This is a genomic window from Plantactinospora sp. KLBMP9567 (assembly GCF_033446045.1).
Lineage (GTDB): Bacteria > Actinomycetota > Actinomycetes > Mycobacteriales > Micromonosporaceae > Plantactinospora.
Genome location: NZ_JAWQRR010000068.1, coordinates 1 through 25,000 on the forward strand (window position 1 = coordinate 1; position 25,000 = coordinate 25,000).

The following is a 25,000-nucleotide window of genomic DNA, read 5'->3' on the forward strand; positions in this document are numbered from 1 at the left end:
AGGTCCGCGGCCCGCTCCGCCGGAAAGCTGACGTTACCGCTCGGACGGCACGATGCTGATGACCTTGCGGCCGCGCTTGGTGCCGAACTGGACCGCACCGGCGGCCAGCGCGAACAGCGTGTCGTCGCCGCCGCGACCGACCAGGTCACCGGGGTGGAACTTGGTGCCCCGCTGCCGGATCAGGATCTCGCCGGCGCTGACGACCTGCCCACCGAACCGCTTGACGCCGAGTCGCTGCGCCGCGGAGTCGCGACCGTTCCGCGAGCTGGACGCACCCTTTTTGTGAGCCATCTGAGGACGACCTGTCTTTCCGCTGGGGCTTACTTGCCGTTGGTGATGCCGGTCACCTTGACCTGGGTCAGCGGCTGGCGGTGACCCTGGCGCTTGTGGTAGCCGGTCTTGTTCTTGAACTTGTGGATCCGGATCTTCGGACCCTTCGTGTGTGCGGCGATCTCGCCGGACACCGCGACCTTGGCCAACTGCGCGGCATCGGTCACCAGGTTGTCCCCGTCGACGAGGAGGACGGCGGCGAGCTTGATCGCGTCGCCGGGCTGGCCAACCAGCTTCTCGACCTCGATCACGTCGCCCTCGGCGACCTTGTACTGCTTGCCGCCGGTCTTGACGATCGCGTACATCGGACGCGGACTCCCTGTCGTTGAGGCTGCGGGTGGGTGTTCGCGACGGCCAACTCGACCGCACCGGGGTGCGGGGCGGGCACGCGAGAACGTGGCACGTAATGAGCGCCGCAGGCTAGCGTACGCCATGCCAGGCCGCTCGCCCAAACCGGGCCCGCTCCCGGGGCCGGTCGAGGCGCCGGTGACCAGCCTCGGCGCCCTCCCCGCGCCCGACGAGACCTCGCCGGGCGCGAGCCGGAGCGGCCAGCCCTGACCGGGCCGGTGGGGTCAGCTCGGGCAGAGCGCCTCCAGCCGCTGCTGCAACTCCTGGAGCTTGTTCTCGTCGACCGACTCGACGGTGGCCTTCATCGTGCCGACCTCGGTCGCGATCTCGGCCAGTACCGTCTTGAGCCGCTCGTCGGTGGCCCGGGCGGACTGCTCCCGCATCGCGGTGCCCCAGGTCTGCAACGCCGCCTCCGCCTTGCGCTGCGCCGCCTGCGCCCCGGCGGTGTCGCCGGTGCTCGCCGCCTGGAGCGACTTGCCCAGCTCGGAGACGAAGGTCTGCACGGAGGAGGTGGCAGCCTTGGTGGCGGCCGCGCAGACCTCCTTGCCGTTGCCCCCGGCCGGGCTGGTGTCCACCGCCGGTGATCCGCCCGGGCTGGCGCCGGGCGTCGCGGCACCCGAGGACGGCGCTCCGGCCGACGGGCTGCCGGACGGGCCGGGTGCGGCGGCGCCGTCCCGCTCACCCGAGCAGCCGGCCGCCGCGAACAGCGCGGCGGCGATAGCGGCGGTCACCAGCAGGCGTCGCATGGTCTTCTCCTCCGGGGGTGCGGCTGGCCCACACGACCGGCGCCGACGGTGGTCGGCGACCGGTCGGGGACCGCGAGGGAGTGACCAGCGTAGCCACCGCCGGGGTCAACGGACCAAACCCGGCTCCCCGGGCAGCGCCGGATCAGGGACGGGTACGGCGGCGGGTGCCGCCGCGCCGGGCCCGGCGACGACCGCCGCCGATCTCCGCGGCCTCGGCCTCCGCATCCAGGTCACCGGTGTCCTCGATACCGTCCGGGTCGCCGGCACCCGCCAGCCGCATCGACTCGGCCGGCGCGGCCTCGACGACGTCGTCGGCCTCAGGGGGCTCCGCCTCGTAGCGGGACAGGTCGTATCCCATGGTGTCGTCGTACTCCGAGACCTCGACGACCACCCGCTCCGGGGCGGCCGCCTTGCGGCCCCGGCGCCGACCGCCGACGGCCGGTGCCTCGGAAGCCGGTGCCGGGGTACCGGTGGCCGAGGCGACCGCCTTGACCTTGTCCCCCGCGCCCGAGCGGGACTTCTCCGACACCGGCTCGGTGTGGATGATCACGCCCCGGCCCTTGCAGCAGTCGCAGGTCTCGCTGAACGCCTCCAGCAGCCCGGCACCGATCCGCTTCCGGGTCATCTGGACCAGGCCGAGCGAGGTGATCTCGGTCACCTGGTGCTTCGTCCGGTCCCGGCCCAGGCATTCGGTGAGCCGGCGCAGCACCAGCTCCCGGTTCGACTCCAGCACCATGTCGATGAAGTCGATCACGACGATGCCACCCAGGTCGCGGAGCCGGAGCTGCCGGACGATCTCCTCGGCCGCCTCCAGGTTGTTCCGGGTGACCGTCTCCTCCAGGTTGCCGCCGGCACCGGTGTACTTGCCGGTGTTGACGTCGATCACCGTCATCGCCTCGGTACGGTCGATCACCAGGTGGCCGCCGGAGGGCAGGAAGACCTTCCGGTCCAGCCCCTTGAGGATCTGCTCGTCGATCCGCCGCTCGGCGAAGACGTCCGCCGTACCGGTCTGCCGGCGCAGCCGGGGCACCAGGTCGGGCGAGACGTGCGACAGGTAGGACTCGACCATGTCGTACGACTCGTCGCCCTGCACGACCAGCTCGCGGAAGTCCTCGTTGAACAGGTCCCGGACCACCCGGATCACCAGGTCGGGCTCCTCGTAGAGCAGCACCGGGGCACCGCCCTCGGCCGCCTTGGCCTGGATGTCCTCCCACTGCGCCTGGAGTCGCTTCACGTCCCGGGCCAGTTCGTCCTCACTGGCGCCCTCGGCCGCGGTCCGGACGATCACACCGGCACCGTCCGGGACCAGCTTCTTCAGGATGTCGCGCAGCCGCTTGCGCTCGGTGTCCGGCAGCTTGCGGCTGATCCCCGAGGCGTTGCCGTGCGGCACGTAGACCAGGTGCCGCCCGGATAGCGCGATGTGGCTGGTCAGCCGGGCGCCCTTGTGCCCGATCGGGTCCTTGGTGACCTGCACCAGCACCGAGTCGCCGGAGCGCAGCGCCTGCTCGATCGAGCGGGCCCGCCCCTCCAGTCCGGTGGTGTCCCAGTTGACCTCACCCGCGTAGAGCACCGCGTTGCGGCCGCGCCCGACGTCCACGAAGGCCGCCTCCATGCTGGGCAGCACGTTCTGCACCTTGCCCAGGTAGACGTTGCCGGCCATCGTGCCGGCGGAGGCGCGGGTGACGTAGTGCTCCACCAGCACCCCGTCCTCCAGTACGGCGATCTGGGTCCGGTCGCCGCGCTGGCGTACCGCCATCACCCGGTCGACCGCCTCCCGGCGGGCCAGGAACTCCGACTCGCTGAGGATCGGCGGCCGGGTACGCCGCTGCTCACGGCCGTCCCGGCGGCGCTGGCGCTTGGCCTCCAGCCGGGTCGAGCCGGAGACGCCCTGCACCTCGTCCACGGTCTTGCGAGGCTCGCGGATCTTGATAACGGTGGGTACGCCGTCGTCGGCCGCACCGTCGGTGTCTCCGGCACCCTTGCGCCGCCGTCGGCGGCGGCGCCGGGTCACCCCGTCACCGGCGTCGCCCTCGTCGTCCTCGTCCTCGTCGGCCCCGGCCTCGACGCCGGCCTCGGGCTCGTCGCCCTCCTCGGCGTCGTCCGCGGTGCCCTTGCCCCGGCCCCGACCCCGGCGACCGCGCCGCCGACGACGCCGGGCCGCCGCGGTCTCCTCGTCCTCGTCCTCCTCGGCGTCGGTGACGTCCAGGGCCTCCTCGTCGGCGACGCCCTCGGCCTCGGCCTCCGGCTCGGCTTCCAGCACCGCCGGCTCGCCGGCACGCCGGCCCCGGCGGCGCCGCCGGACGCCCTCGACCGGCTCGACCGGCTCACCCTCGGCCTCGGCCTCGGTCGGCCGGGTCGACGGAACGGGCTCGACCACGCCGGCCCGGGCCGGCGGAGTCTCCGGCTCCGGGGCCATGAACAGCACGGTGGGTGCGGAGAGCGCGGCGCGGCGCCGGCGTCCCCGGGGGGTCTCCTCGGCCGCCGGCTCGGCCCCGGCCGGGCCGGCAGCCACCGGGCGACCGGCTCCGCCGGTCGACTCCGGGGTGGCGGGAGCGCCGACGTCGGAGCCGGTCACCGGGAGCTCGCCGGCCGCCGGGGCGCTCTCGGCGGCCCCGGGCGGGGTGACGGTCGTCTCAGTCGGCTCGGCGGGAGGTGCCGCCGCCGCCTTCTTCCGACGGGTACGGGTGACCTTCACCGGCGGTACGGGTTCGACCGCCGCGTCGTCGGGGCCGGCCGCGGGCGTACCCGGGTCGGTGGCCGCGCTCGCCTCGGCGGCCGGAAGTCCGGTGTCGTCCTTCTTGTCCGCCGTGGTGGCCTTGCGGCGCCGGCGGGTCGCCTTCGGGGCGGCCTCGATGTCGGCGGCCACCGGTGCCAGCACCTCGGCGTCGGACGCCTCTCCGCTGGTCGTCCGGGCCGTGCTGGGCGCCTCGGCCGGTACGCCGGTCGGTGCCGGCTCACTCGTCGTGCTGGACGTACGGCGCCGGGTGGTACGCCGCCGTGTGGGCCCCTCCGCACTGCCGCCCTGCGCGGTCGTGCTCTCCGCACTGCCGCCCTGCGCCGCCGTGCTCTCCGCACTGCCGCCCTGGGCGGTCGCGCTCTCTCCGGTGGCGCCCTGCGCACTCGTGCTCTCGGTGCTGCCGTTTGCGGTGGTGGCGTCGACGGCCGGCTGCGCGCCGGTCCGTTCTCCGCCCTCTGGCTCGTTCTCGAGCATGGACGTTCTCCAGTTCTGGCTTCCCCGGGCGCGGGTGAGCGCTGCCACGCAGGGTTGCCGCAAAGTATTTCCGGTGACGCGTCGAGGTGACCGGGTCGCCGAAGTCTGCCTACCTGACCGCCGGCCGGACTTCCGGCTGGCGTTCGCCGATGGCGGTCCCGTCGCGATCCGCCTCCAACGGATCGACGATCTCCCCCTGCGCGGTCAGCGTGCCCTGCGCCAGCCGGGTCGCCCTCGGCGGCACCGGCGGCTCCAGGTCGGCCACCACGCGGAGGCCGGAAAGGACGTCATCGGGTCGTACGGACGGGGTGACCTGCCGCACGACCACTTCGAGTATCGCACACGGTACGCCCGCGACCCCGGAAGGTGCCTCGGTCCCCTCGATCACATCGATGGCCGTGACAGCGGCCCGGGTGTCGAAAACGCGTCGGCCCTGCTTGGTCATCCGCTCGACGAGCACCTCGGAGGCGGCCAGAAAGGTCGACACGGCGGCGCGGGCGACGTCCGGCGCGACACCGGGCAGTTCGACCCGCCAGCGCGAGGCGTCGATCCGGTCGGCCAGGCTGCCGCCGCCGGCCACCACCGCGTCCAGTACGTCGAGTCCGGGCGAGAGCACCGCGTCCAGGGCGGCACGGAGATCGGCCGGATCCACCAGCCGCTGGAGCCCGATCTCCAGGTACTCCGCCTCGCTGGCCACCCCGGTCGGGGCCGCGCTGGCGTAGGAGATCTTCGGGTGCGGGGTGAAGCCCTGGGAGAACGCCACCGGCACGCCGGCCCGGCGCAACGCGCGCTCGAAGGCCCGGGCGAAGTCCCGGTGCGAGGTGAACCGCAGCGGCCCACGCTTGGCGTACCTGATCCGGATCCGCTGTACGACCGGCGCCTGGCCGCCCTCCGGCTGTGGTTTCCTGCTGATCGTGCCGCTCCTCGGATAATGGTCAGGGTGGGCCGTTCTCCCGGGAGCGGGCTGCTCCGGGGGAACGGTCGGGGGTCAGTGTCCGGTGCCGGCCGGCATCCGCAGGCCGGTGTTCACCGGCGTCAGCGGCAGCAACTTCTTGCCGGTCGGGCCGATCTGGATCTCGGTGTCCATGGACGGGCAGACGCCGCAGTCGAAGCACGGGGTCCACCGGCAGTCGTCCTGCTCGTACTCGGTCAGGGCGTCCTGCCAGTCCTGCCAGAGCCAGTCCTTGTCCAGCCCGGAGTCGAGGTGGTCCCAGGGCAGCACCTCGGCCTGCTCCCGCTCCCGGACCGTGTACCAGTCGAGGTCCACCCCGAAGGCCGGCAGCACCTCGGCGGCGGCGTCCACCCAGCGCTGGTAGGAGAAGTGCTCGCTCCAGCCGTCGAACCGGCCGCCGTTCTCCCAGACCCGCCGGATCACCGCACCGACCCGCCGGTCACCCCTGCTGAGCAGCCCCTCGATCAGCGAGGGCTCGCCATCGTGATAGCGGTAACCGATCGCCCGGCCGAGCGACCGGTCGGAGTTGATCGCCTGCTTGAGCAGCTTGAGCCGGTTGTCGATCACCTCGGGCCGCTCCATCCGGGCCCACTGGAACGGGGTGTGCGGCTTGGGTACGAATCCGCCGATCGAGACCGTGCAGCGGATGTCCTTGGAGCCGGTGGCCGCCCGCCCGGCCTTGATCACCTCGTGCGCGAGCCGGGCGATCTGGAGGACGTCCTCGTCTTCCTCGGTGGGCAGCCCGCACATGAAATAGAGCTTCACCTGCCGCCACCCGTTGGTGTAGGCGGTGACCACGGTCCGGATGAGGTCCTCCTCGGACACCATCTTGTTGATCACCTTGCGGATCCGCTCCGAGCCGCCCTCCGGGGCGAAGGTGAGCCCGGTACGCCGGCCGTTGCGGGACAGTTCCTGGGCCAGGTCGATGTTGAACGCGTCGACCCGGGTCGACGGCAGCGAGAGCGAGACGTTGGTGCCCTCGTACTGCTGGGCCAGGCCGGAGCACATGTCGCCGATCTCCGAGTGGTCGGCCGACGACAGCGACAGCAGCCCCACCTCGGAAAAGCCCGAGTATTCGAGGCCGTCCCGCACCATCTGGCCCACCGTGGTGATGGAGCGTTCCCGGACCGGCCGGGTGATCATGCCCGCCTGGCAGAACCGGCAGCCCCGGGTGCAACCCCGGAAGATCTCCACCGCGTACCGCTCGTGCACCGTCTCGGCGAGCGGCACGATCGGCTTCTTCGGGTACGGCCAGGCGTCCAGGTCCATCGTCGTCCGCTTGTGTACCCGGAACGGCACGTCCGCCCGGTTCGGCACGACCCGCTGGATCCGACCGTCCGGCAGATAGTCGACGTCGTAGAAGCGCGGCACGTAGACGCTCTCGGTCCGGGCCAGCCGGAGCAGCAGTTCGTCCCGCCCGCCAGGGCTGCCCTCCACCTTCCAGGCCCGGACGATCTCGGTGATCTCCAGGACCGCTTCCTCGCCGTCGCCGAGCACCGCCGCGTCGAGGAAGTCGGCGATCGGCTCCGGGTTGAACGCGGCGTGCCCGCCGGCCACCACCACCGGGTGCTCGTCGGTGCGGTCGGCGGAGAGCAGCGGGATGCCGGCCAGGTCGATCGCGGTGAGCAGGTTGGTGTAGCCGAGTTCGGTGGCGAACGAGATCCCGAACAGGTCGAACGCGCCGACCGGCCGGTGCGCCTCGACGGTGAACTGCGGCACGCCCTCGGCCCGCATCAGCCGCTCCAGGTCCGGCCAGACCGCGTACGTCCGCTCGGCCAGTACGTCCGGCAGTTCGTTGAGCACCTCGTAGAGGATCTGCACCCCCTGGTTCGGCAGGCCCACCTCGTACGCGTCTGGATACATCAGCGCCCAACGGACGACCGCCGACTCCCAGTCCTTCACCACCGCGCCCAGTTCGCCGCCGACGTACTGGATCGGCTTGCTGACCTGGGGCAGCAACTGCTCGAGCTGCGGCCAGACCGTCATCGCCGCTGACCTTTCCGCGGCGGACGACGCGGCGCTCATGGAACCTCCCGGGACACTCGGTTGGAACACCAACCATCCAGAGTACGCGTCACACCCGAGCCCCGGTCCGGTAGTCCCCGCGCCCGCCGAGTGCGGAGTTTCCGCCGGAAAGCCCCCCACGTGCCGGCTCGCCGCGATTTCCCCCGCCGTCGGCGACACTCGTACGATCCGGCGCGGAACGACCGGTTGGTCGGGCGGTACTAACCTCGAACGGGCGCGAGAGGAGACCCGCACAATGTCCCAGCCGCAGCCGGAGGAGACCGCACCGGCGGGCCGAGCCACGCCGGCCGGGCCGCCCCCGGCCGAGGGATCGGCGACCGTGGCATCCGGCGACCAGCACACTCGGGCCGCTGACCAGCAGCACGGCCGAACCGGCGACCAGCAGCACGGTCAGGCCGCCGGCAACGAGCACGGCCAGGCCGGCGACGAGCACGGTCACGCCGGTGACGAGCACGGTCACGCCGGTGACGAGCACGGTCACGCCGGTGACGAGCACGGTCACGCCGGTGAGCCGGACGACACGGCCGTGGACGTCCCGGTGGAACCGGAACCGGACGGGTCCGGCGACGCCGACCTCGACCAACCGACCCTGCCCACGCCGCCACCCGGTGCCACTGTCACCGCGTACCCCACGTCACCGGCCGACTCCGTGCACACCGCGCCAGCACCGGCCGCCGGCGACGAAGGGTCCCCAGCCGAAAAGCCACAGCCGGCAGCCGCCACCGAACCTGCCGCGACCGAAGACTCGCCGCGCGCAGCCGCCACCGAGCATGCGGCACCGGACGGACCGCCGGCCGCCGACGACGACACACCCACCCGCCGTACCCCGCCACCCGACGCCACCCGGATCGACCGGCCCGCCGACGACGATAGCGGCTCGGTTCCGGCCGAGGGCGGTGTGCCGGCGTTGCCGTCCGAGGACGACGGGCCGGCCCCGACCCGGGTCGCAGCGCCACGCTGGACCGGCTCTGCGGCCGTACCACCGCCCCGGCCGCGCAAGCGTCGCTGGCTCCTTGGCGATGCCGAGGAGGCGGACGTTCCGGCGGCACCGACGGCCCGTACCCGACCGGCCGATCCGACCCTGCGGATGCCGGAGGTCGAGGCGGACGAGATCCCCACCCCGGTCGACCCCTGGGCCGGTGCCGCCGACGACCCGTGGGACGCGTACCCGCCGGTCGGTGGCCACCAGGGAGCGGCGAGTCATCCGCCGGTCGGCTACGACGCACCGGTCAGCCCGCCGCCGGCCCGACAGTTGCCGGTGACCCGGCGTTTCCCCGCGCCGACCGGTCCACCGCCACCGCCGCGCACGACGGCGCCCCCACCGGCGGGGCCACGGCCACCAGCGCCGCCACCACACGCGGCGCCACCGCCACCGCCACCGCCGGCGCGGGCCGCCCGACCGCCGGCCCCGCCCGCACCACGGAAGCAGCCGCCGCCACCGGTCGCTCCGCCCCGACCGGCGAAACAGCGGCGCCGGCCGGAGGCGCCACCGGTCCGGAAGCCACCGCCCGCCCCCCTTCCTCCGGTACGCCGCCGCCGGCGCTGGCCCAGGGTGATGTTCACGCTCACCCTGCTCACCATCGCCTGCTGCTGCGGCGTTCCGGCGTACTACGCCAAGCCGATCTGGGACCAGTACCCGGCCTCGCCGGTGGATCCGCTACCGAGCGAGGTACTGGACCTGCAACTGCTGGACAACGCGGCCGGCAGGAAGACCGCCGAGCAGTTGAAGCGGGAGGTACAGGGGCGGAGCTGGTTCACCGACGGCGAGGCGTTCGCCGGGGTCTACCGGACCTCGAACGGCAAGCAGGTGATCATCTTCGGCAGCACCGGCTTCCGGCTCAGTCCCGAGTCGGCGGTACAGGAGGAGGTCACCCGGCTCCAGAACGAGTACGGAGTCACCTCGGTCGAGCCGGTGCCGACCGGCGTACGCGGCGAGTACCGCAGTTGCGGCACGGGCGAGGCCGATGGCGACGAGGTGGTGGTCTGCACGTGGGCGGACCACGGCAGCTCGGCCACCGCGCTGTTCACCCGGCTGTCGATAGCGGACAGCTCCGAGCTGCTCAGCACGCTGCGCGACAGCATCATCGTGCGCGACCCGGTCGGCTCGGGTAGCGGCAGCGCGAGTACGGGATGAGCCCGCTCCAGGCAGCCGCCGCCGCACCGACGGGCGGCGGCCGGCAGCCAGCGGCCACGGACCGACGGCGGCCTACGAACCGCCGTTCTCGGCCCCGTTGCGGGCCGGCGCGTACCGGGGCACGTACTCCTGCCCGGTCAGCTTCTGGATCTCCGTCATGATGTCGTCGGTGATCTGCCGCAGCGAGGTCCGGTCCGTCGGGCGTCCGACGAAGTCCATCGGCTTGCCGAACCGGACGATCACCTTGCCGGTGCCGAGCCGGGGCAGCCGGGCCCCGATCGGCTGCACCCGCTCGGTGCCGATCATCCCGACCGGGATCACCGGCACCTCGGCGGCCAGCGCCAGCCGGGCCACCCCGGTACGCCCCCGGTAGAGCCGCCCGTCCGGTGACCGGGTGCCCTCCGGATAGATCGCCACCAGGTCACCGGCGCGCAGCACCGGGATCGCCCCGTCGAACGCGGAAAGCGCGGCCCGGCCTCCGGCCCGTTCCACCCGGATCGCGCCGAGCCCGCTGATCACCGAGCGGGTGACCCAGCCGCGCAGCCCGGTGCCGGTGAAGTATTCGGACTTGGCCCAGAAGGCGAGGTGCCGGGGCACCACCGAGCCGAGGAACAACTCGTCGGCGACCGAGAGGTGGTTGCCCGCGAAGATCGCGCCGCCGGTCGCGGGGACGTTCTCCAGGCCCTCCACGGTCGGACGCCAGGCAACCCGCATCGCGGTGCCGACGGTGTACTGGCCGATGGTGTAGAGCAGCGGCACGGGACCTCCGGCGGTCAAGGTAGTCAGGCGCTGTCACGTTAACCGACGCCCGACCGGTCCGCGTAGGTGACCGTCTCGATCACCTGTCCGGACCGGTCGGGCGGCACCCGGCGACGCCCCGGGAGTCCTCAGCGGCGGCGTACCGCCACCGTCACCCGGTCGCCCTCGCCGACCTCACCGGCGAAGCCGTCGACCTGGTCGGCGGAGTCGACCTCACCGGCGAAGCCGATCGAGTCGGCCAGCACCTCCCGGGCCACGAAGTCCCGGTACGCCTCGACCGCCGCGGCCACCTCCGCCGGGGCGGCGAGCAGCACGTCGATCCGGTCCGACACGTCCAGCCCGGCGTCCCGGCGGGCCTGCTGCACCACCCGTACGACGTCCCGGGCCAGCCCCTCGGCGGCGAGCTCCGGGGTGACGGCGGTGTCCAGCACCACCACGCCCTCCCCACCGGGCAGCGGCGCGGAGTGCTCGGCGTCGGCGGGCACCAGCTTCAGCTCGTACTCGCCGGCCTCCAGCCGGACCCCGGCCGCCTCCGGTACCCCGTCGACCAGCACCCAGTCGCCGGCCTTGACCGCCTTGATCACGGTCTGCACCTGCTTGCCGACCCGGGGCCCGAGCGCCCGGGGCACCACCGTGAGCACCTGCTCGCAGTAGCTGGCCAGCTCGTCGCTGAAGGTCACCGCCTTGACGTTGACCTCGTCCGCGATCAGGTCGGCGAACGGCCGCAGGGTCTCCGCCGCCGGGGTCGCCACGGTCAGCGACGACAGCGGCAGCCGGACCCGCAGGCCCTTCGCCTTGCGCAGCGAGAGCGCCGCCGAGGCGACGTTGCGGGTGGCGTCCATCGCCGCCACCAGCTCGTGGTCGGCCGGGAACTCGGCGGCGTCCGGCCAGTCGGTCAGGTGCACCGACCGCTCCCCGGTCAACCCGCGCCAGACCTCCTCGGCGGTCAGCGGGGCCAGCGGGGCCAGCACCCGGCTGACCGTCTCCAGCACCGTGTAGAGGGTGTCGAAGGCGTCCCGGTCGCCGGACCAGAACCGGTCCCGGGACCGCCGGACGTACCAGTTGGTCAGCGCGTCCAGGAACGACCGGACCGTGCCGCAGGCGCCGGAGATGTCGTAGACGTCGAGCTGCCCCTGCACCGCCTCGACCAGCTCGCCGGTCTTGGCCAGCACGTACCGGTCGAGCAGGTGCGTCGAGTCGGTACGCCGGACCGCGGAGTATCCCTCCGCGTTCGCGTAGAGCGAGAAGAAGTACCAGACGTTCCAGTACGGCAGCAGCACCTGGCGTACCGAGTCCCGGATCGTCGTCTCGCTGACCACCACGTCCCCGCCGCGCAGCACCGGCGAGGACATCAGCGTCCAGCGCATCGCGTCCGAGCCGTAGCTGTCGAACATCTCGTAGACGTCCGGGTAGTTGCGCAGGCTCTTGGACATCTTGCGCCCGTCCGAGCCGAGCACGATGCCGTGCACCACGGCGTTGCGGAACGCCGGCCGGTCGAAGAGCGCGGTCGCCAGCACGTGCATGGTGTAGAACCAGCCCCGCACCTGCGGGACGTACTCGACGATGAAGTCCCCGGGGTAGTGGTGCTCGAACCACTCCCGGTTCTCGAACGGGTAGTGCACCTGGGCGAACGGCATCGAACCGGACTCGAACCAGCAGTCCAGCACCTCCGGCACCCGGCGCATGGTGGAGCGCCCGGTCGGGTCGTCCGGGTTGGGTCGGGTCAGCTCGTCGATCATCGGCCGGTGCAGGTCGGTGACCTTGACGCCACCCTGCTCACCGCTTCCGGTCGCAAGCTCCCCGAAGTCGGCCTCCAGCTCGGCCAGCGAGCCGTAGACGTCGACCCGCGGATACTGCGGGTCGTCCGACTTCCAGACCGGGATCGGCGAGCCCCAGAACCGGTTCCGGCTGATCGACCAGTCCCGGGCGTTCGCCAGCCACTTGCCGAACGAGCCGTCCCTGACGTGCCCCGGAGTCCAGTTGATCTGCTGGTTCAGCTCCAGCATCCGGTCCTTGACCTTGGTGACCGCCACGAACCAGGAGGAGACCGCCTTGTAGACCAGCGGGGTGTCGCAGCGCCAGCAGTGCGGGTACGAGTGGGTGTAGGTGTCCTGCCGGAGCACCACCCCGCGCTCCTTCAACTCGCGGATCACCGACTTGTTGACGTCGAAGACCTGCTCACCCTGGTACGGCGGGACCAGCGCGGTGAACCGGGTGTGGTCGTCCACGGTCACCACGGTCGGGATGCCGGCCGCGTTGCACGCCTTCTGGTCGTCCTCGCCGAAGGCCGGGGCCAGGTGCACCACCCCGGTGCCGTCCTCGGTGGTGACGAACTCCGCGCCGAGCACCTGGTAGGCGTTCGGCCCACCCTGCTCGACGAGAAAGTCGTAGAGCGGGGTGTAGCGGCGGCCGACCAGGTCCCGGCCGTGCACCGTGCCGACCTGGGTCCAGCCGTCCAGCTCCTTCGCGTACGCGCCGAGCCGGGCGGCGCCGACGACGTGCCGCCGGCCGTCCCGCTCCAGCACCGCGTACTCGATGTCCGGGCCGACCGCGAGCGCAAGGTTGGAGGGCAGGGTCCACGGCGTGGTGGTCCAGACGCCGACCCGGACCGGCCCGCGCAGCAGCTCCGGCGCGTCCTCGTCCGGGGTCAGCTCGAACCAGACGGTCAGCGTCGGGTCGTGCCGGTCCCGGTAGACGTCGTCCATCCGGGTCTCGGTGTTCGACAGCGGGGTCTCGCAGCGCCAGCAGTACGCCAGCACGCTGAACCCCTCGTAGACCAGCCCCTTGGTGTGGAGCTGCTTGAACGCCCACATGACGCTCTCCATGTAGCTGAGGTCGAGCGTCTTGTAGTCGTTGCCGAAGTCGACCCACCGGGCCTGCCGGTTGACGTACCGCTCCCAGTCCCGGGTGTAGGCCAGCACCGAGGTCCGGCAGGCGTCGTTGAACCGCCCGACACCGAGGTCGAGGATCTCCGCCTTGGTGGTGATCCCGAGCTGCTTCTCCGCCTCCACCTCGGCCGGCAGGCCGTGGCAGTCCCAGCCGAAGCGCCGCTCCACCCGCCGGCCGCGCATCGTCTGGTAGCGCGGCACCAGGTCCTTGACATAGCCGGTCAGCAGGTGGCCGTAGTGCGGCAGGCCGTTGGCGAACGGCGGCCCGTCGTAGAAGACGTACTCGTTGGCGCCGTCCGGTCCGGGGTCGCGGGCCTCGACGCTGGCCTCGAAGGTCTTGTCGGCCACCCAGTGGTCGAGCACACGCTGCTCGACCACCGGCAGCTCGGGACTGGCCGGCACGCCCGTGCCGGCGGGGGCGTTCTTCGGGTACGCCATCGCGGGTCGCTCTCCTCGTCGCAGCTCACTGACCGTGGTCTGCGAGGACGAACCCTGGTACGCCGGAAGCCGGCGCCCCGGTGGGCCCGCGGTACCACCCCGCTTGGTGGTCGGAGATCGACCACCCGCTCGTTGGCCGGCTGTGACGGGCCGGTCCCGTCCGGTTCTACTGGGGTGTTTCCACCCGTTCTTCCGGAGGCTCGCCGGTGATGGCCGGGTCGATGCCTGTGCCCGTCAACAATACTCGACCCCCGCGCCGCCCCCCACCCGATATCCCCGTCCGGCTCCACCGCCGGGCCTGAGGCGCCGCCGCCGACCGGCGCACCCGCCACCCGACTACCGATTCGTGCCGACCGGCCGGCGGGTAGGGTCAGCTCGGGGAACCTGCGGGTCAGGTCAGCTCGGGGAACCAGAGCGCGATCTCCCGACGGGCGGTCTCGACCGAGTCGGCCGCGTGCACCAGGTTCTCCCGAGAGGAGCAGGCCAGGTCACCCCGGATCGTGCCGGGGACCGCCCGACGCCCGTCGGTCGCGCCGACCAGGCCGCGGACCATCTCGACCACGCCGGAGCCGGAGAGCACCACCGCGACCAGCGGCCCGGAGGTCATGAACTCCCGCAGCGCCGGATAGAACGGCTCCGCCACGTGCTCGGCGTAGTGCAGGCCGGCGAGCCGGTCGTCCATCCGGCGCAGCACCATCGCGTCGATGCCGAGGCCCTTGCGCTCGAACCGGCCGAGGATCTCGCTGACCAGCCGCCGCCGCACCGCGTCGGGCTTGATCAATACGAGGGTACGCTCGGCGGAATCGCTGCTGACCACGGACACCCCTTGGTACGGCCGGAGAGCTGGGCCCCGCCAGCGTATGTCGGCGCTGTCCGGCCGCGACGCCGGAGGTCAGCACGTTCGGCCAGCTCACCGCCGACTGATCCGGCGGCGAAGGCCGCACACCGGCCGCGGGTCGTTCCATTCCCGCCAGATCCGGCCTAGCCTGGCCTTAACCAGGGAGGTCCACTGTGGCAGATGGTCGTCGCCGCCAGGTCGCGCCGGTGCGCAAGCTGGTCGCCGCTGTGCTGGGCACCTTCGCCACCTTCGTCATCCTGTTCGGCTTCGGGATGCGCAGTTGGGCGATCGCCGTACTCGGAGTGGCGCTGCTCGCCCTGGCCATCGCGCTCGTCGCGTTCACCGCCGTACGCAGTGGTCCCCGGGCCTGGGTGACCGGCATCGGGCACGTGCACAGCGTCACCGAGCCGCCCGCCTCGTCGACCTTCGGCCGGTGTGAACTCCAGATCGTGATCGACGCGCCGGGAGTGCCCGGCCGCTCGGTGCGGATCCGCGACCCCCGGGTACCGGTGTCGAAGTGGCCGGACCCGGGCGCCACCCTGCCGATCATGGTGGCGATCGACGATCAGCGGCACGTCCGGATCCTCTGGGACGAGGTGCTGACCCACGCCGAGGCGGCGGCGAGCGGCGACCTGCCGCCGGAGTTCCACGATTTCGACCCGGGCGACGACGATATCCTGATCGAGCAGGAGGCGCCGCCGTGGGCGCGGGGCGGACGGGACGACCCGTACGCCGACGCACCGCCCGGCGGCGCGCCGGCCACCGAGGACCTGACCGAGGACGATCTCGCCCCGCTCCGGGACGACCTGGAGCCGCTGCGGAACGACCTGGAGCCGCTGCGGGACGACCGGGGTACGTCCCGCGAGGAGCCGGTGGTGATGCGGCAGACCCCGGGCGGGACGATCGTGCTGGAGGGGACCCTGGTGGACCCGCCGTCCACCGCGCCGCTGCCCCGCCGCTCCCGGCCGACCCCCGGTCCGGGCGGCCGGAACCGCCGCCCCCGCCCGGCGCCCGGTTCGAACACCCGGGACAGCGCCACGGGCGCCGCCGCGCCGGTCTCCGACGCGCCACCGGCGCCGCGCTCAGCCGAGCCGGACGTGCCGGCGACCGGGACCGGTGGCGACGGCACCGGGCTGCTGGAGACGCCGCCGGTCCCGGAGGCCCGGTCCGCTGACGTCCCGCCGGCCGGCCCGGCACCGGCCGAACCGGACCTGGAGTCGCCCCGACCCGCCCCCGAGCCCACGGCGGCGGACTCCAGCCGGTCGGCCACCACCCCCGGTACCGGCGGCACCGGCCCGGCCGACACCGACGAGATCGACATCTCGCTGGACGATCCCGACCCGGACCTCGACCCAGACGCGGACCTCGACCCGGACCTCGACCTGCGGGCCGGCGCGGCGCCGCGCGACGACCTCGCGGCCCCCTCGGACGACGAGGCGATCCTGGCCGACCTGATCGCCACCCAGCCGCCGGCCCGGCTCGGCGGCTCCGGCCCGATCGCCGGGGTCGGGATCACCCTGCTGGTCACCGACCTCGAACGGTCGATCGCGTTCTACCGGGACCTGCTCGGCTTCTTCGAGATCGACGGCGGCGAGGGCAACGCCATCCTCGCCTCCGGGGCGACCCGGCTGGTGCTGCGGGCGATCCGCGAGGTGGCCCCGATCAACCGGCGGCTGGTCCACCTCAATCTCGAGGTGAACGACGTCACCTCGTTCTACGAGGAACTCCTCGCCAAGGGCGTGAAGTTCACCTACGCCCCCCGGGCGGTCAACCGGGGCGCCAAACTCGAACTCTGGGCCGCCGCGTTCCGGGACCCGGACGGGCACGGGATCGCCCTCACCCAGTGGCGGAGCCGGGCCACCGGCTGAGCCGGCGGGCCGGGTCAGCCGAGGATGGCCCGGCGGACGTGCAGCACGTACGCCCAGACCCCGGCGAAGATCAGCCCCAGTGCGCCGAGTGACCAGTGCAGAAAGCCAGCGAGCAGCAACAGCCCCTGCAGGACGGTGGCGGCGTGCCAGGCCCACGGCCGGCGCAGGCAGCCGGCCAGCACGACCGCCAGCATGGCGAGCCCGACGACCACCCCGATGGCGCTGCCGCCCAGGTCGCCGCCGAGCAGTCTGATCGGCTGGATCGCGAGCAGCAGCACCAGTGTCTCGACGCTCAGCGTGAGGGCGCCGAGGCCGCGTACCGCCCGGTCCGGGTCCCGCAGTCCGGAAGGCCGGCCGCCTGGCGTACCCGTCGAGCCGGCGGCCGTACCCGTCGAGCCGGCGGAGCTGGCCGTGCCAGCCGGCCCGTCGTCCTCGACCCGGCCGGAGGGCTCCGCAGAGCCGGCTGCCGGCCCGGTACGGCCGGCCCGGTTCGCCGCCTCGTCCGGGGCGCTCACCGCTTCAACAGCCGTCGCGCGTCGGCCACGGTGACCACCGATCCGGTGACCAGCACACCCACCCCGCTCAACTCCCCCTGCACGTCGGACTCGGCCAGCGCCACGGCGGCCTCGATCGCGTCCGGCAGATCCGGAGCCACCTCGACCCGGTCCGGCCCGAAGACCTCGACCGCGAGTTCACCGAGTTCCGCGACCGGCATCGCCCGGGGCGAGCTGTTCCCGGTCACCACGACCGCGTCGACCACCGGTTCGAGCAGTTCGAGCAGACTTGCCGCGTCCTTGTCCTCGAGTACGCCGACCAGCGCGATCAGCCGGCTGAACGCGAACTCCTCCTGGAGCGCGGTGACGGTGGCCGCCATGCCGTGCGGGTTGTGCGCCCCGTCCAGCAGGATCGTCGGGGCGGACCGGACCCGCTCCAGCCGGCCAGGTGAGTCGGCGGTGGCGAAGCCCTGCCGGACGGTCTCGACGTCGAGCTGGCGGGACGCGCCCGCGCCGAGGAACGCCTCGACGGCGGCGAGCGCGATCGCGGCGTTCTGCGCCTGGTGTGCCCCGTGCAGGGGTACGAAGACGTTGTCGTAGACCCCGCCGAGGCCCTGCAACGAGAGCACCTGGCCGCCCACGGCCATGCTCCGGCGCAGTACGCCGAACTCGCCGCCCTCCCGAGCGATGGTGGCGCCGACCTCGGCGCAGCGCTCCAGGATCGGTTCGGCGGCCTCCTCCGGCTGGACCGCCGAGATCACGGTCGCGCCCTTGTGGATGATCCCCGCCTTGGCCAGCGCGATGTCTCCGATGGTGTCCCCGAGCCACTCGGTGTGGTCGAGCCCGATCGGGGTGATCACCGCGATTCCGGCGCTCAGCACGTTGGTGGAGTCCTCCGCACCGCCGAGGCCGACCTCGACCACCGCCACGTCGACCGGCGCGTCGGCAAAGGTGGCGAAGGCGAGCGCCGTGGTCATGTCGAAGTACGTCAACGGCTCGTCGGCGCGCTCGTCGACGAGCCGGGCCAGCGGCGCCACCTCGCGGTAGACCGAGACGAAACGGTCCTCGCCGATCGACTCGCCGTCCAGGCTGATCCGCTCCCGCACGGTCTCCAGATGCGGGCTGGTGTACCGGCCGGTGTGCAAGCCGAAGGCCCGGAGCAGCGAGTCGATCATCCGGGCCGTCGACGTCTTGCCGTTGGTGCCGGTCAGATGGATCGCCGGGTACGCCCGCTGCGGGCTGCCGAGCACGTCGAGCAGTTCCTCGATCCGCCCGAGGTCGAAGACCATCCGGGTGTAGCCGCGGCTGGACAGTTCCGCCTCGACCTGGGCGAACTCGGCCGCCCGCTCCGCGCGCTCACTCACCGCGATCCTCGCCCCCGCACCGTACGCTCCCCACCCGTTCCGCCGGACCGTCAGACTCTCGACCGCCAAGCCCTCGACCGCCCTGTACTCGACCGCCGCGCCCTGACCACCGCACACCGCCTTCTCGCACCCGCACACCGCCTTCTCGCACCCGCACACCGCCTTCTCGCACCCGCACACCCTCGGTCCGCACCCGCACCCGCACCCGCTCGCACCGGCACGGCATCCGCGCCCGGCACCGGCATCCGCGCCCGCACCGTCCGCCCGCTCTCGGTCCGCACCCCGCTACCGGTCAACCGAGTGCCGCGAGGGCGGCGGCGATCCGCTCCAGGTCCGCCTCGGCGGCCGCCAGCCGGTCCCTGATCTTGTCGACCACCGGGGCCGGCGCCTTGTCGAGGAAGGCCGGGTTGTCGAGCTTCGCCCGGGCCTGGCCGATCTCCTTCTCCGCCGCCGCCCGGTCCTTGGTCAGCCGGGCCCGCTCGGCGGCGACGTCGATCGAACCCCGGGTGTCCAGGGCCACCGTCACCGCGCCGGAGACGGCGAGGGTGGCACTGGCCCGGAAGTCCGGGGCCGCCGCGTCCAGCCGGACCAGCGAGCGGATCAGCGGCTCGTGCGCGGCGATGCCGGCTCCGGCGAGCCCGTCGAGCCGGGCCGCCACCCGCTGCGCCGGGCGCAGCCCCTGGTCGGAACGGAACCGGCGGATCTCGGTGACCACCCGCTGGAGTTCGGCCACCTCGCGCTCCGCCGCCTCGTCGCGCAGCGCCGGCACGGCCACCGGCCAGGCGGCGGTCATCACCGACGGCCCGGCCGGGCCGGAGCCGGCGTTCTCGGTACCGGCCAGCGCGGTCCAGAGCTCGTCGGTGACGAACGGCACCACCGGGTGCAGCAGCCGGAGCAGCCGGTCGAGCACGTGTCCGAGCACCCGGCGGGTGACCTCGGCCGGCTCACCGCCGGCGGCCAGCACCGGTTTGGCCAGCTCGACGTACCAGTCGCAGACGTCGTCCCAGGCGAAGTGGTAGAGGACGTCGCAGACCTTGGCGAACTCGTACGCCTCGAACTGCTCGTCCACCTCGGCGGTGACCTGCTGCAACCGGGACAGGATCCACCGGTCCACGGTCGACAGGCGGCCCGGCTCGGGCAGCTCGCCGGCCACGTGCGCGCCGTTCATCAGGGCGAACCGGGTGGCGTTCCAGAGCTTGTTGCAGAAGTTGCGGGAGCCCTGACACCACTCGTCGCTGACCGGGACATCCTGGCCGGGGTTGGCGCCCCGGGCCAGGGTGAACCGGGTGGCGTCGGCGCCGTACCGCTCGATCCAGTCCAGCGGGTCGACCACGTTGCCGAAGGACTTCGACATCTTCTTGCCGTACTGGTCGCGCACCATGCCGTGCAGGGCGATCACGTCGAACGGCTGCCGGCCGTCCATCGCGTACAGGCCGAACATCATCATCCGGGCGACCCAGAAGAACAGGATGTCGTAGCCGGTCACCAGCACGCTGGTCGGATAGAACTTCGCCAGGTCGGGTGTCTGCTCCGGCCAGCCGAGCGTGGAGAACGGCCAGAGTGCGCTGGAGAACCAGGTGTCCAGCACGTCGAGATCCTGGTGCCAGCCGTCGCCGGTCGGCGGTTCCTCGTCCGGGCCGACGCAGCGCACCTCGCCGTCCGGGCCGTACCAGACCGGGATTCGGTGCCCCCACCAGAGCTGCCGGGAGATGCACCAGTCGTGCATGTTGTCGACCCAGGCGAAGTACCGCTTGGCCATGTCGGCGGGTTCGATCTTGACCCGGCCGTCCCGCACCGCGTCGCCGGCCGCCCGGGCCAGCGGTCCGGTGTTGACGAACCACTGCAACGACAGCCGGGGCTCCACCGTCGTCCGGCACCGCGAGCAGTGCCCCACCGCGTGCACGTACGGCCGCTTCTCGGCGACGATCCGGCCCTGCTCGCGTAGCGCGGCGACGATCGCCGGCCGGGCCTCGAACCGGTCGAGTCCCTGGAACGGGCCGGGCGCGGTGATGACGCCCCGCTCGTCCATCACCGTCAGGGACGGCAGGTCGTGCCGCTGGCCGATCTCGAAGTCGTTCGGGTCGTGCGCCGGGGTCACCTTGACCATGCCGGTGCCGAAGCTCGGGTCGACGTGCTCGTCACCGACGATCGGGATCCGCCGCCCAGTCAGCGGCAGCTCCACCTCGGTGCCGATCAGGTGCTTGTACCGCTCGTCCTCCGGGTGTACCGCGACGGCCGTGTCACCGAGCATGGTCTCGGCCCGGGTGGTGGCAACGACCACGTCGTCGCTGTACCGGATCGAGACGAGTTCGCCGTCGTCGTCGGTGTGCTCCACCTCGATGTCCGACAGGGCGGTGAGGCAGCGCGGGCACCAGTTGATGATCCGCTCCGCGCGGTAGATCAGGCCGTCGTCGTACAGCTTCTTGAAGATCGTCTGTACCGCCCGGGAGAGTCCCTCGTCCATGGTGAAGCGCTCGCGGTCCCAGTCCACGGAGTCGCCGAGCCGGCGCATCTGGCCGAGGATCTTGCCGCCCGACTCGGCCTTCCACTTCCAGACCCGCTCGACGAACTTCTCCCGGCCCAGGTCGTGCCGGGACAGCCCCTCGCTGGCGAGCTGACGTTCGACCAGGTTCTGGGTGGCGATGCCGGCATGGTCCATTCCGGGCAGCCAGAGCGCCTCGTAGCCCTGCATCCGTCGCCGCCGGGTGAGCGCGTCCATCAGGGTGTGCTCGAAGGCGTGGCCCATGTGCAGTGAGCCGGTCACGTTCGGCGGCGGGATGACGATGGTGAACGGCGGCTTGTCGGTGTCGGCCGAGGCCCGGAAACGCCCCGCCGCTACCCATTCCTCGTACCGCCGACCTTCTACCTCGCCCGGCTGGTACTGGGCGGAAAGGGTCGGGGCCGGGGCGCGGTTCGCATCCAGAGTCTCGGTCACCCTCGAAGTCTACGAGCCTGCGTGCCAGGCCCGTCGTGCGCCACCTCCCGGTCGCGTACGGTGGCGGCTATGTCCGATGCCCCCCGCACCGATCGGCGAGTCACGGCCGATTCCGGCGCCATCGAGATCACGTCGGAGCCGATCGTGCTGGACCATTCGGTCGGCCGGGACGCCGAGGCGGTCGACATCACTCCGGCGCACGATGCCGAGCCTGGCCCGGGCGGACCGGGTGGCCGGCCGTCGTCCCGGCGTCGGAAAATCGTCCTCGGCTCGGTGCTCGCGGTCACCCTCGCCGGAGCCGCCGTCCTCGGCAGCGTGAGCTGGCGGATCCTGCAGCAGAAGGACGCCACCCTCGCCGCTCCGGTCGAGGTCGCCGGTCTCACCCGGGACGAGAGCGAGGGTGCCCGGGCGACCATCGAGTACCTCCGCACCGCCGTCAACGCCGAGATCAACTTCGCCGAGAGCTTCGGCGCCGTCTACGCCGACCCGGCCGGCCCGGACCGCAGCGTCCTGCTCTTCGGAGGTACGACCCTCGTCTGGCAGCCCGAACGGGATCTGGACCGCCTTTTCGACCTGGCTTCCGAGGAGGACAGTACGGTTGCCGGCGTCCACGAGGTGGATGCCGGTGTGCTCGGCGGGGTCATGAAGTGCGGTACTGCCCCGATCCGGGACGGGCAGCTCGTCTTCTGTGGCTGGGCCGACCACGGCAGCATCGCGATGGGCATGTTCCCGGGCCGTTCCCTCGACGAGTCCGCGGCGCTGCTTCGCGATATCCGGGACACCGTCCAGAGCCGGGACTGATCTGCTGCGGGGTGTGGTCGGGGCCGTGGGAACCGGCCAATCCCCTAGCCGTAGACCGGCCGGGTAAAACACGAGTGGCGCCACCCCTGAGGGTGGCGCCACTTCGTAGAAGATGTCCGGCGGCGTCTTACTCTCCCACACCCTCCCGAGTGCAGTACCATCAGCGCTGGAAGGCTTAGCTTCCGGGTTCGGAATGTAACCGGGCGTTTCCCCTCCGCCATAACCGCCGTAACCCTATCAACAACACAAACAACAATCCCTCATCCACACGCAAGGGAACCTCTTGTTGTTCGTTTGCTGTGAATCACACAGTGGACGCGTAGCAGCTTTGTAGTCAAGTCCTCGGCTTATTAGTACCGGTCAACTGAACCAGTTACCTGGCTTACATCTCCGGCCTATCAACCCAGTCGTCTCACTGGGAGCCTTACCCCCATCACTGGGGTGGGATACCTCATCTTGAAGCAGGCTTCCCGCTTAGATGCTTTCAGCGGTTATCCCTCCCGAACGTAGCCAACCAGCCGTGCCCCTGGCGGGACAACTGGCACACCAGAGGTTCGTCCGTCCCGGTCCTCTCGTACTAGGGACAGCCCTTCTCAAGTATCCTACGCGCACGGCGGATAGGGACCGAACTGTCTCACGACGTTCTAAACCCAGCTCGCGTACCGCTTTAATGGGCGAACAGCCCAACCCTTGGGACCTGCTACAGCCCCAGGATGCGACGAGCCGACATCGAGGTGCCAAACCATCCCGTCGATATGGACTCTTGGGGAAGATCAGCCTGTTATCCCCGGGGTACCTTTTATCCGTTGAGCGACACCGCTTCCACACGCAAGTGCCGGATCACTAGTCCCGACTTTCGTCCCTGCTCGACCCGTCAGTCTCACAGTCAAGCTCCCTTATACACTTACACTCAACACCTGATTGCCAACCAGGCTGAGGGAACCTTTGGGCGCCTCCGTTACATTTTAGGAGGCAACCGCCCCAGTTAAACTACCCACCAGACACTGTCCCTGAACCCGATAAGGGCCCGAAGTTAGATACCCAAACCAACCAGAGTGGTATTTCAAGATTGCCTCCACCCATACTGGCGTATGGACTTCACCGGCTCCCACCTATCCTACACAAGCTAATTCAGATACCAATGTCAAGCTATAGTAAAGGTCCCGGGGTCTTTCCGTCCTGCCGCGCGTAACGAGCATCTTTACTCGTACTGCAATTTCGCCGGGCCTGTGGTTGAGACAGTGGGGAAGTCGTTACGCCATTCGTGCAGGTCGGAACTTACCCGACAAGGAATTTCGCTACCTTAGGATGGTTATAGTTACCACCGCCGTTTACTGGCGCTTAAGTTCTCAGCTTCGCCCCGAAAGACTAACCGGTCCCCTTAACGTTCCAGCACCGGGCAGGCGTCAGTCCATATACATCGAATTACTTCTTCGCATGGACCTGTGTTTTTAGTAAACAGTCGCTTCCCCCTGCTCTCTGCGGCCATACAACGCTCCACCCGCAAAGGGGCTTCACGTCTCCGGCCCCCCTTCTCCCTAAGTTACGGGGGCAATTTGCCGAGTTCCTTAACCACAGTTCACCCGATCGCCTCGGTATTCTCTACCTGACCACCTGTGTCGGTTTAGGGTACGGGCCGCTCGGAACTCGCTAGAGGCTTTTCTCGGCAGCATAGGATCACTGACTTCACCTGAATCGGCTCGGCATCACGTCTCAGCCACATGCACCACGGATTTGCCTATGGTACGGCCTACACGCTTACCCCGGCACAACCACCGGCCGGGCTCAGCTACCTTCCTGCGTCACCCCATCGCTTGACTACTACCCGCCAGGTTCCCACGCTCCCCACCCTCAACCCGAAGGTCTCGGACGGTTCAGGCGGTTAGCACAACGAGGTTCATCACGGGCGCTCCTACACGGGTACGGGAATATCAACCCGTTATCCATCGACTACGCCTCTCGGCCTCGCCTTAGGCCCCGACTCACCCAGGGCGGATTAACCTGGCCCTGGAACCCTTGGTCATCCGGCGGAAGGGTTTCTCACCCTTCTTTCGCTACTCATGCCTGCATTCTCACTCGTGCCGCGTCCACAACTGGGTCACCCCGCTGCTTCACCCCCGGCACGACGCTCCCCTACCCATCCACACACCTGCACAACCACCCGAAAGTGACCGCGAAGTAAAATGTGAATGCCACAGCTTCGGCGGTGTACTTGAGCCCCGCTACATTGTCGGCGCGGAACCACTTGACCAGTGAGCTATTACGCACTCTTTAAAGGATGGCTGCTTCTAAGCCAACCTCCTGGTTGTCTATGCGACCCCACATCCTTTTCCACTTAGCACACGCTTAGGGGCCTTAGCTGGCGATCTGGGCTGTTTCCCTCTCGACTACGAAGCTTATCCCCCGCAGTCTCACTGCCGCGCTCTCACTTACCGGCATTCGGAGTTTGGCTGATTTCAGTAACCTTGTAGGGCCCCTAGACCATCCAGTGCTCTACCTCCGGCAAGAAACACACGACGCTGCACCTAAATGCATTTCGGGGAGAACCAGCTATCACGGAGTTTGATTGGCCTTTCACCCCTAACCACAGGTCATCCCCCAACTTTTCAACGTTGGTGGGTTCGGCCCTCCACGCGGTCTTACCCACGCTTCAGCCTGCCCATGGCTAGATCACCCCGCTTCGGGTCTAGAACACGCGACTACACGCCCTATTAAGACTCGCTTTCGCTACGGCTACCCCACACGGGTTAACCTCGCCACATGCCACTAACTCGCAGGCTCATTCTTCAAAAGGCACGCCGTCACCCCTAAAGGCTCCGACGGATTGTAGGCGAACGGTTTCAGGTACTATTTCACTCCCCTCCCGGGG

General features: G+C 70.8%; 15 protein-coding genes and 2 rRNA genes (1 of these 17 cut by a window edge). 3 read left to right on the forward strand and 14 right to left on the reverse strand.

Annotated features, from left to right (window positions below; genetic code table 11):
• Window positions 1-33: 33 nt before the first annotated feature.
• From rpmA to R6Y94_RS43800, 6 genes are all read right to left on the reverse strand, one after another.
• On the reverse strand, window positions 34-291 hold the full coding sequence (rpmA, locus tag R6Y94_RS43775) for a 50S ribosomal protein L27 (protein WP_318398549.1): 258 nt from the start codon (window positions 289-291) through the stop codon (window positions 34-36).
• A 29-nt stretch (window positions 292-320) separates the two neighbouring features.
• Window positions 321-635 carry a 50S ribosomal protein L21 gene (gene rplU, locus R6Y94_RS43780; RefSeq protein WP_318398548.1) on the reverse strand — a complete coding sequence of 105 codons (315 nt, stop codon included), beginning with the start codon at window positions 633-635 and terminating at the stop codon, window positions 321-323.
• A gap of 267 nt (window positions 636-902) precedes the next feature.
• The gene (locus tag R6Y94_RS43785) at window positions 903-1,424 is read right to left on the reverse strand and encodes a hypothetical protein (RefSeq protein WP_318398547.1); all 522 of its coding nucleotides are present in this window, start codon (window positions 1,422-1,424) and stop codon (window positions 903-905) included.
• A 142-nt stretch (window positions 1,425-1,566) separates the two neighbouring features.
• Window positions 1,567-4,635: an Rne/Rng family ribonuclease gene (locus R6Y94_RS43790; protein ID WP_318398546.1), complete on the reverse strand. Its 3,069-nt coding sequence runs from the start codon at window positions 4,633-4,635 to the stop codon at window positions 1,567-1,569.
• A 109-nt stretch (window positions 4,636-4,744) separates the two neighbouring features.
• Window positions 4,745-5,491 (reverse strand): TIGR03936 family radical SAM-associated protein, encoded by a 747-nt coding sequence (locus R6Y94_RS43795; RefSeq protein ID WP_318398563.1) that lies wholly within the window; start codon window positions 5,489-5,491, stop codon window positions 4,745-4,747.
• Window positions 5,492-5,623: 132 nt separating this feature from the next.
• Window positions 5,624-7,612, reverse strand: a complete 1,989-nt coding sequence (locus tag R6Y94_RS43800; RefSeq protein ID WP_318398545.1) for a TIGR03960 family B12-binding radical SAM protein — start codon at window positions 7,610-7,612, stop codon at window positions 5,624-5,626.
• A gap of 235 nt (window positions 7,613-7,847) precedes the next feature.
• Here R6Y94_RS43800 and R6Y94_RS43805 point away from each other — a divergent pair, with 235 nt between their 5' ends.
• Window positions 7,848-9,746 (forward strand): hypothetical protein, encoded by a 1,899-nt coding sequence (locus R6Y94_RS43805; RefSeq protein WP_318403222.1) that lies wholly within the window; start codon window positions 7,848-7,850, stop codon window positions 9,744-9,746.
• A gap of 72 nt (window positions 9,747-9,818) precedes the next feature.
• Here the strand turns inward: R6Y94_RS43805 and R6Y94_RS43810 are convergent, their stop codons facing one another.
• The 3 genes from R6Y94_RS43810 to ndk form a co-directional block, all read right to left on the reverse strand.
• On the reverse strand, window positions 9,819-10,505 hold the full coding sequence (locus tag R6Y94_RS43810; RefSeq protein WP_318398543.1) for a lysophospholipid acyltransferase family protein: 687 nt from the start codon (window positions 10,503-10,505) through the stop codon (window positions 9,819-9,821).
• 128 nt (window positions 10,506-10,633) lie between these two features.
• Window positions 10,634-13,831, reverse strand: coding sequence for an isoleucine--tRNA ligase (gene ileS, locus R6Y94_RS43815; protein ID WP_318398542.1), 3,198 nt, complete (start codon window positions 13,829-13,831; stop codon window positions 10,634-10,636).
• Window positions 13,832-14,222: 391 nt separating this feature from the next.
• Window positions 14,223-14,648 carry a nucleoside-diphosphate kinase gene (gene ndk, locus R6Y94_RS43820; RefSeq protein ID WP_318398541.1) on the reverse strand — a complete coding sequence of 142 codons (426 nt, stop codon included), beginning with the start codon at window positions 14,646-14,648 and terminating at the stop codon, window positions 14,223-14,225.
• Window positions 14,649-14,842: 194 nt separating this feature from the next.
• Here ndk and R6Y94_RS43825 point away from each other — a divergent pair, with 194 nt between their 5' ends.
• Window positions 14,843-16,537: a VOC family protein gene (locus tag R6Y94_RS43825; protein ID WP_318398540.1), complete on the forward strand. Its 1,695-nt coding sequence runs from the start codon at window positions 14,843-14,845 to the stop codon at window positions 16,535-16,537.
• A 14-nt stretch (window positions 16,538-16,551) separates the two neighbouring features.
• On the opposite strand, the gene R6Y94_RS43830 is transcribed toward R6Y94_RS43825, so the two are convergent.
• From R6Y94_RS43830 to R6Y94_RS43840, 3 genes are all read right to left on the reverse strand, one after another.
• Window positions 16,552-17,052 (reverse strand): DUF4233 domain-containing protein, encoded by a 501-nt coding sequence (locus tag R6Y94_RS43830; protein WP_318398539.1) that lies wholly within the window; start codon window positions 17,050-17,052, stop codon window positions 16,552-16,554.
• Window positions 17,049-18,320: a folylpolyglutamate synthase/dihydrofolate synthase family protein gene (locus tag R6Y94_RS43835; protein ID WP_318398562.1), complete on the reverse strand. Its 1,272-nt coding sequence runs from the start codon at window positions 18,318-18,320 to the stop codon at window positions 17,049-17,051. Before R6Y94_RS43835 ends, R6Y94_RS43830 begins: the two co-directional genes overlap by 4 nt.
• A 367-nt stretch (window positions 18,321-18,687) precedes the next feature.
• On the reverse strand, window positions 18,688-21,330 hold the full coding sequence (locus R6Y94_RS43840) for a valine--tRNA ligase (RefSeq protein WP_318398538.1): 2,643 nt from the start codon (window positions 21,328-21,330) through the stop codon (window positions 18,688-18,690).
• A gap of 69 nt (window positions 21,331-21,399) precedes the next feature.
• Here R6Y94_RS43840 and R6Y94_RS43845 point away from each other — a divergent pair, with 69 nt between their 5' ends.
• Window positions 21,400-22,131: a hypothetical protein gene (locus R6Y94_RS43845; RefSeq protein ID WP_318398537.1), complete on the forward strand. Its 732-nt coding sequence runs from the start codon at window positions 21,400-21,402 to the stop codon at window positions 22,129-22,131.
• Between the two features lie 114 nt (window positions 22,132-22,245).
• Here R6Y94_RS43845 and rrf read toward each other — a convergent pair.
• Both rrf and R6Y94_RS43855 read right to left on the reverse strand, forming a co-directional pair.
• Window positions 22,246-22,362 (reverse strand): 5S ribosomal RNA (gene rrf / locus R6Y94_RS43850).
• 99 nt (window positions 22,363-22,461) lie between these two features.
• A 23S ribosomal RNA gene (locus tag R6Y94_RS43855) occupies window positions 22,462-25,000 on the reverse strand; it runs 571 nt beyond the window's last position.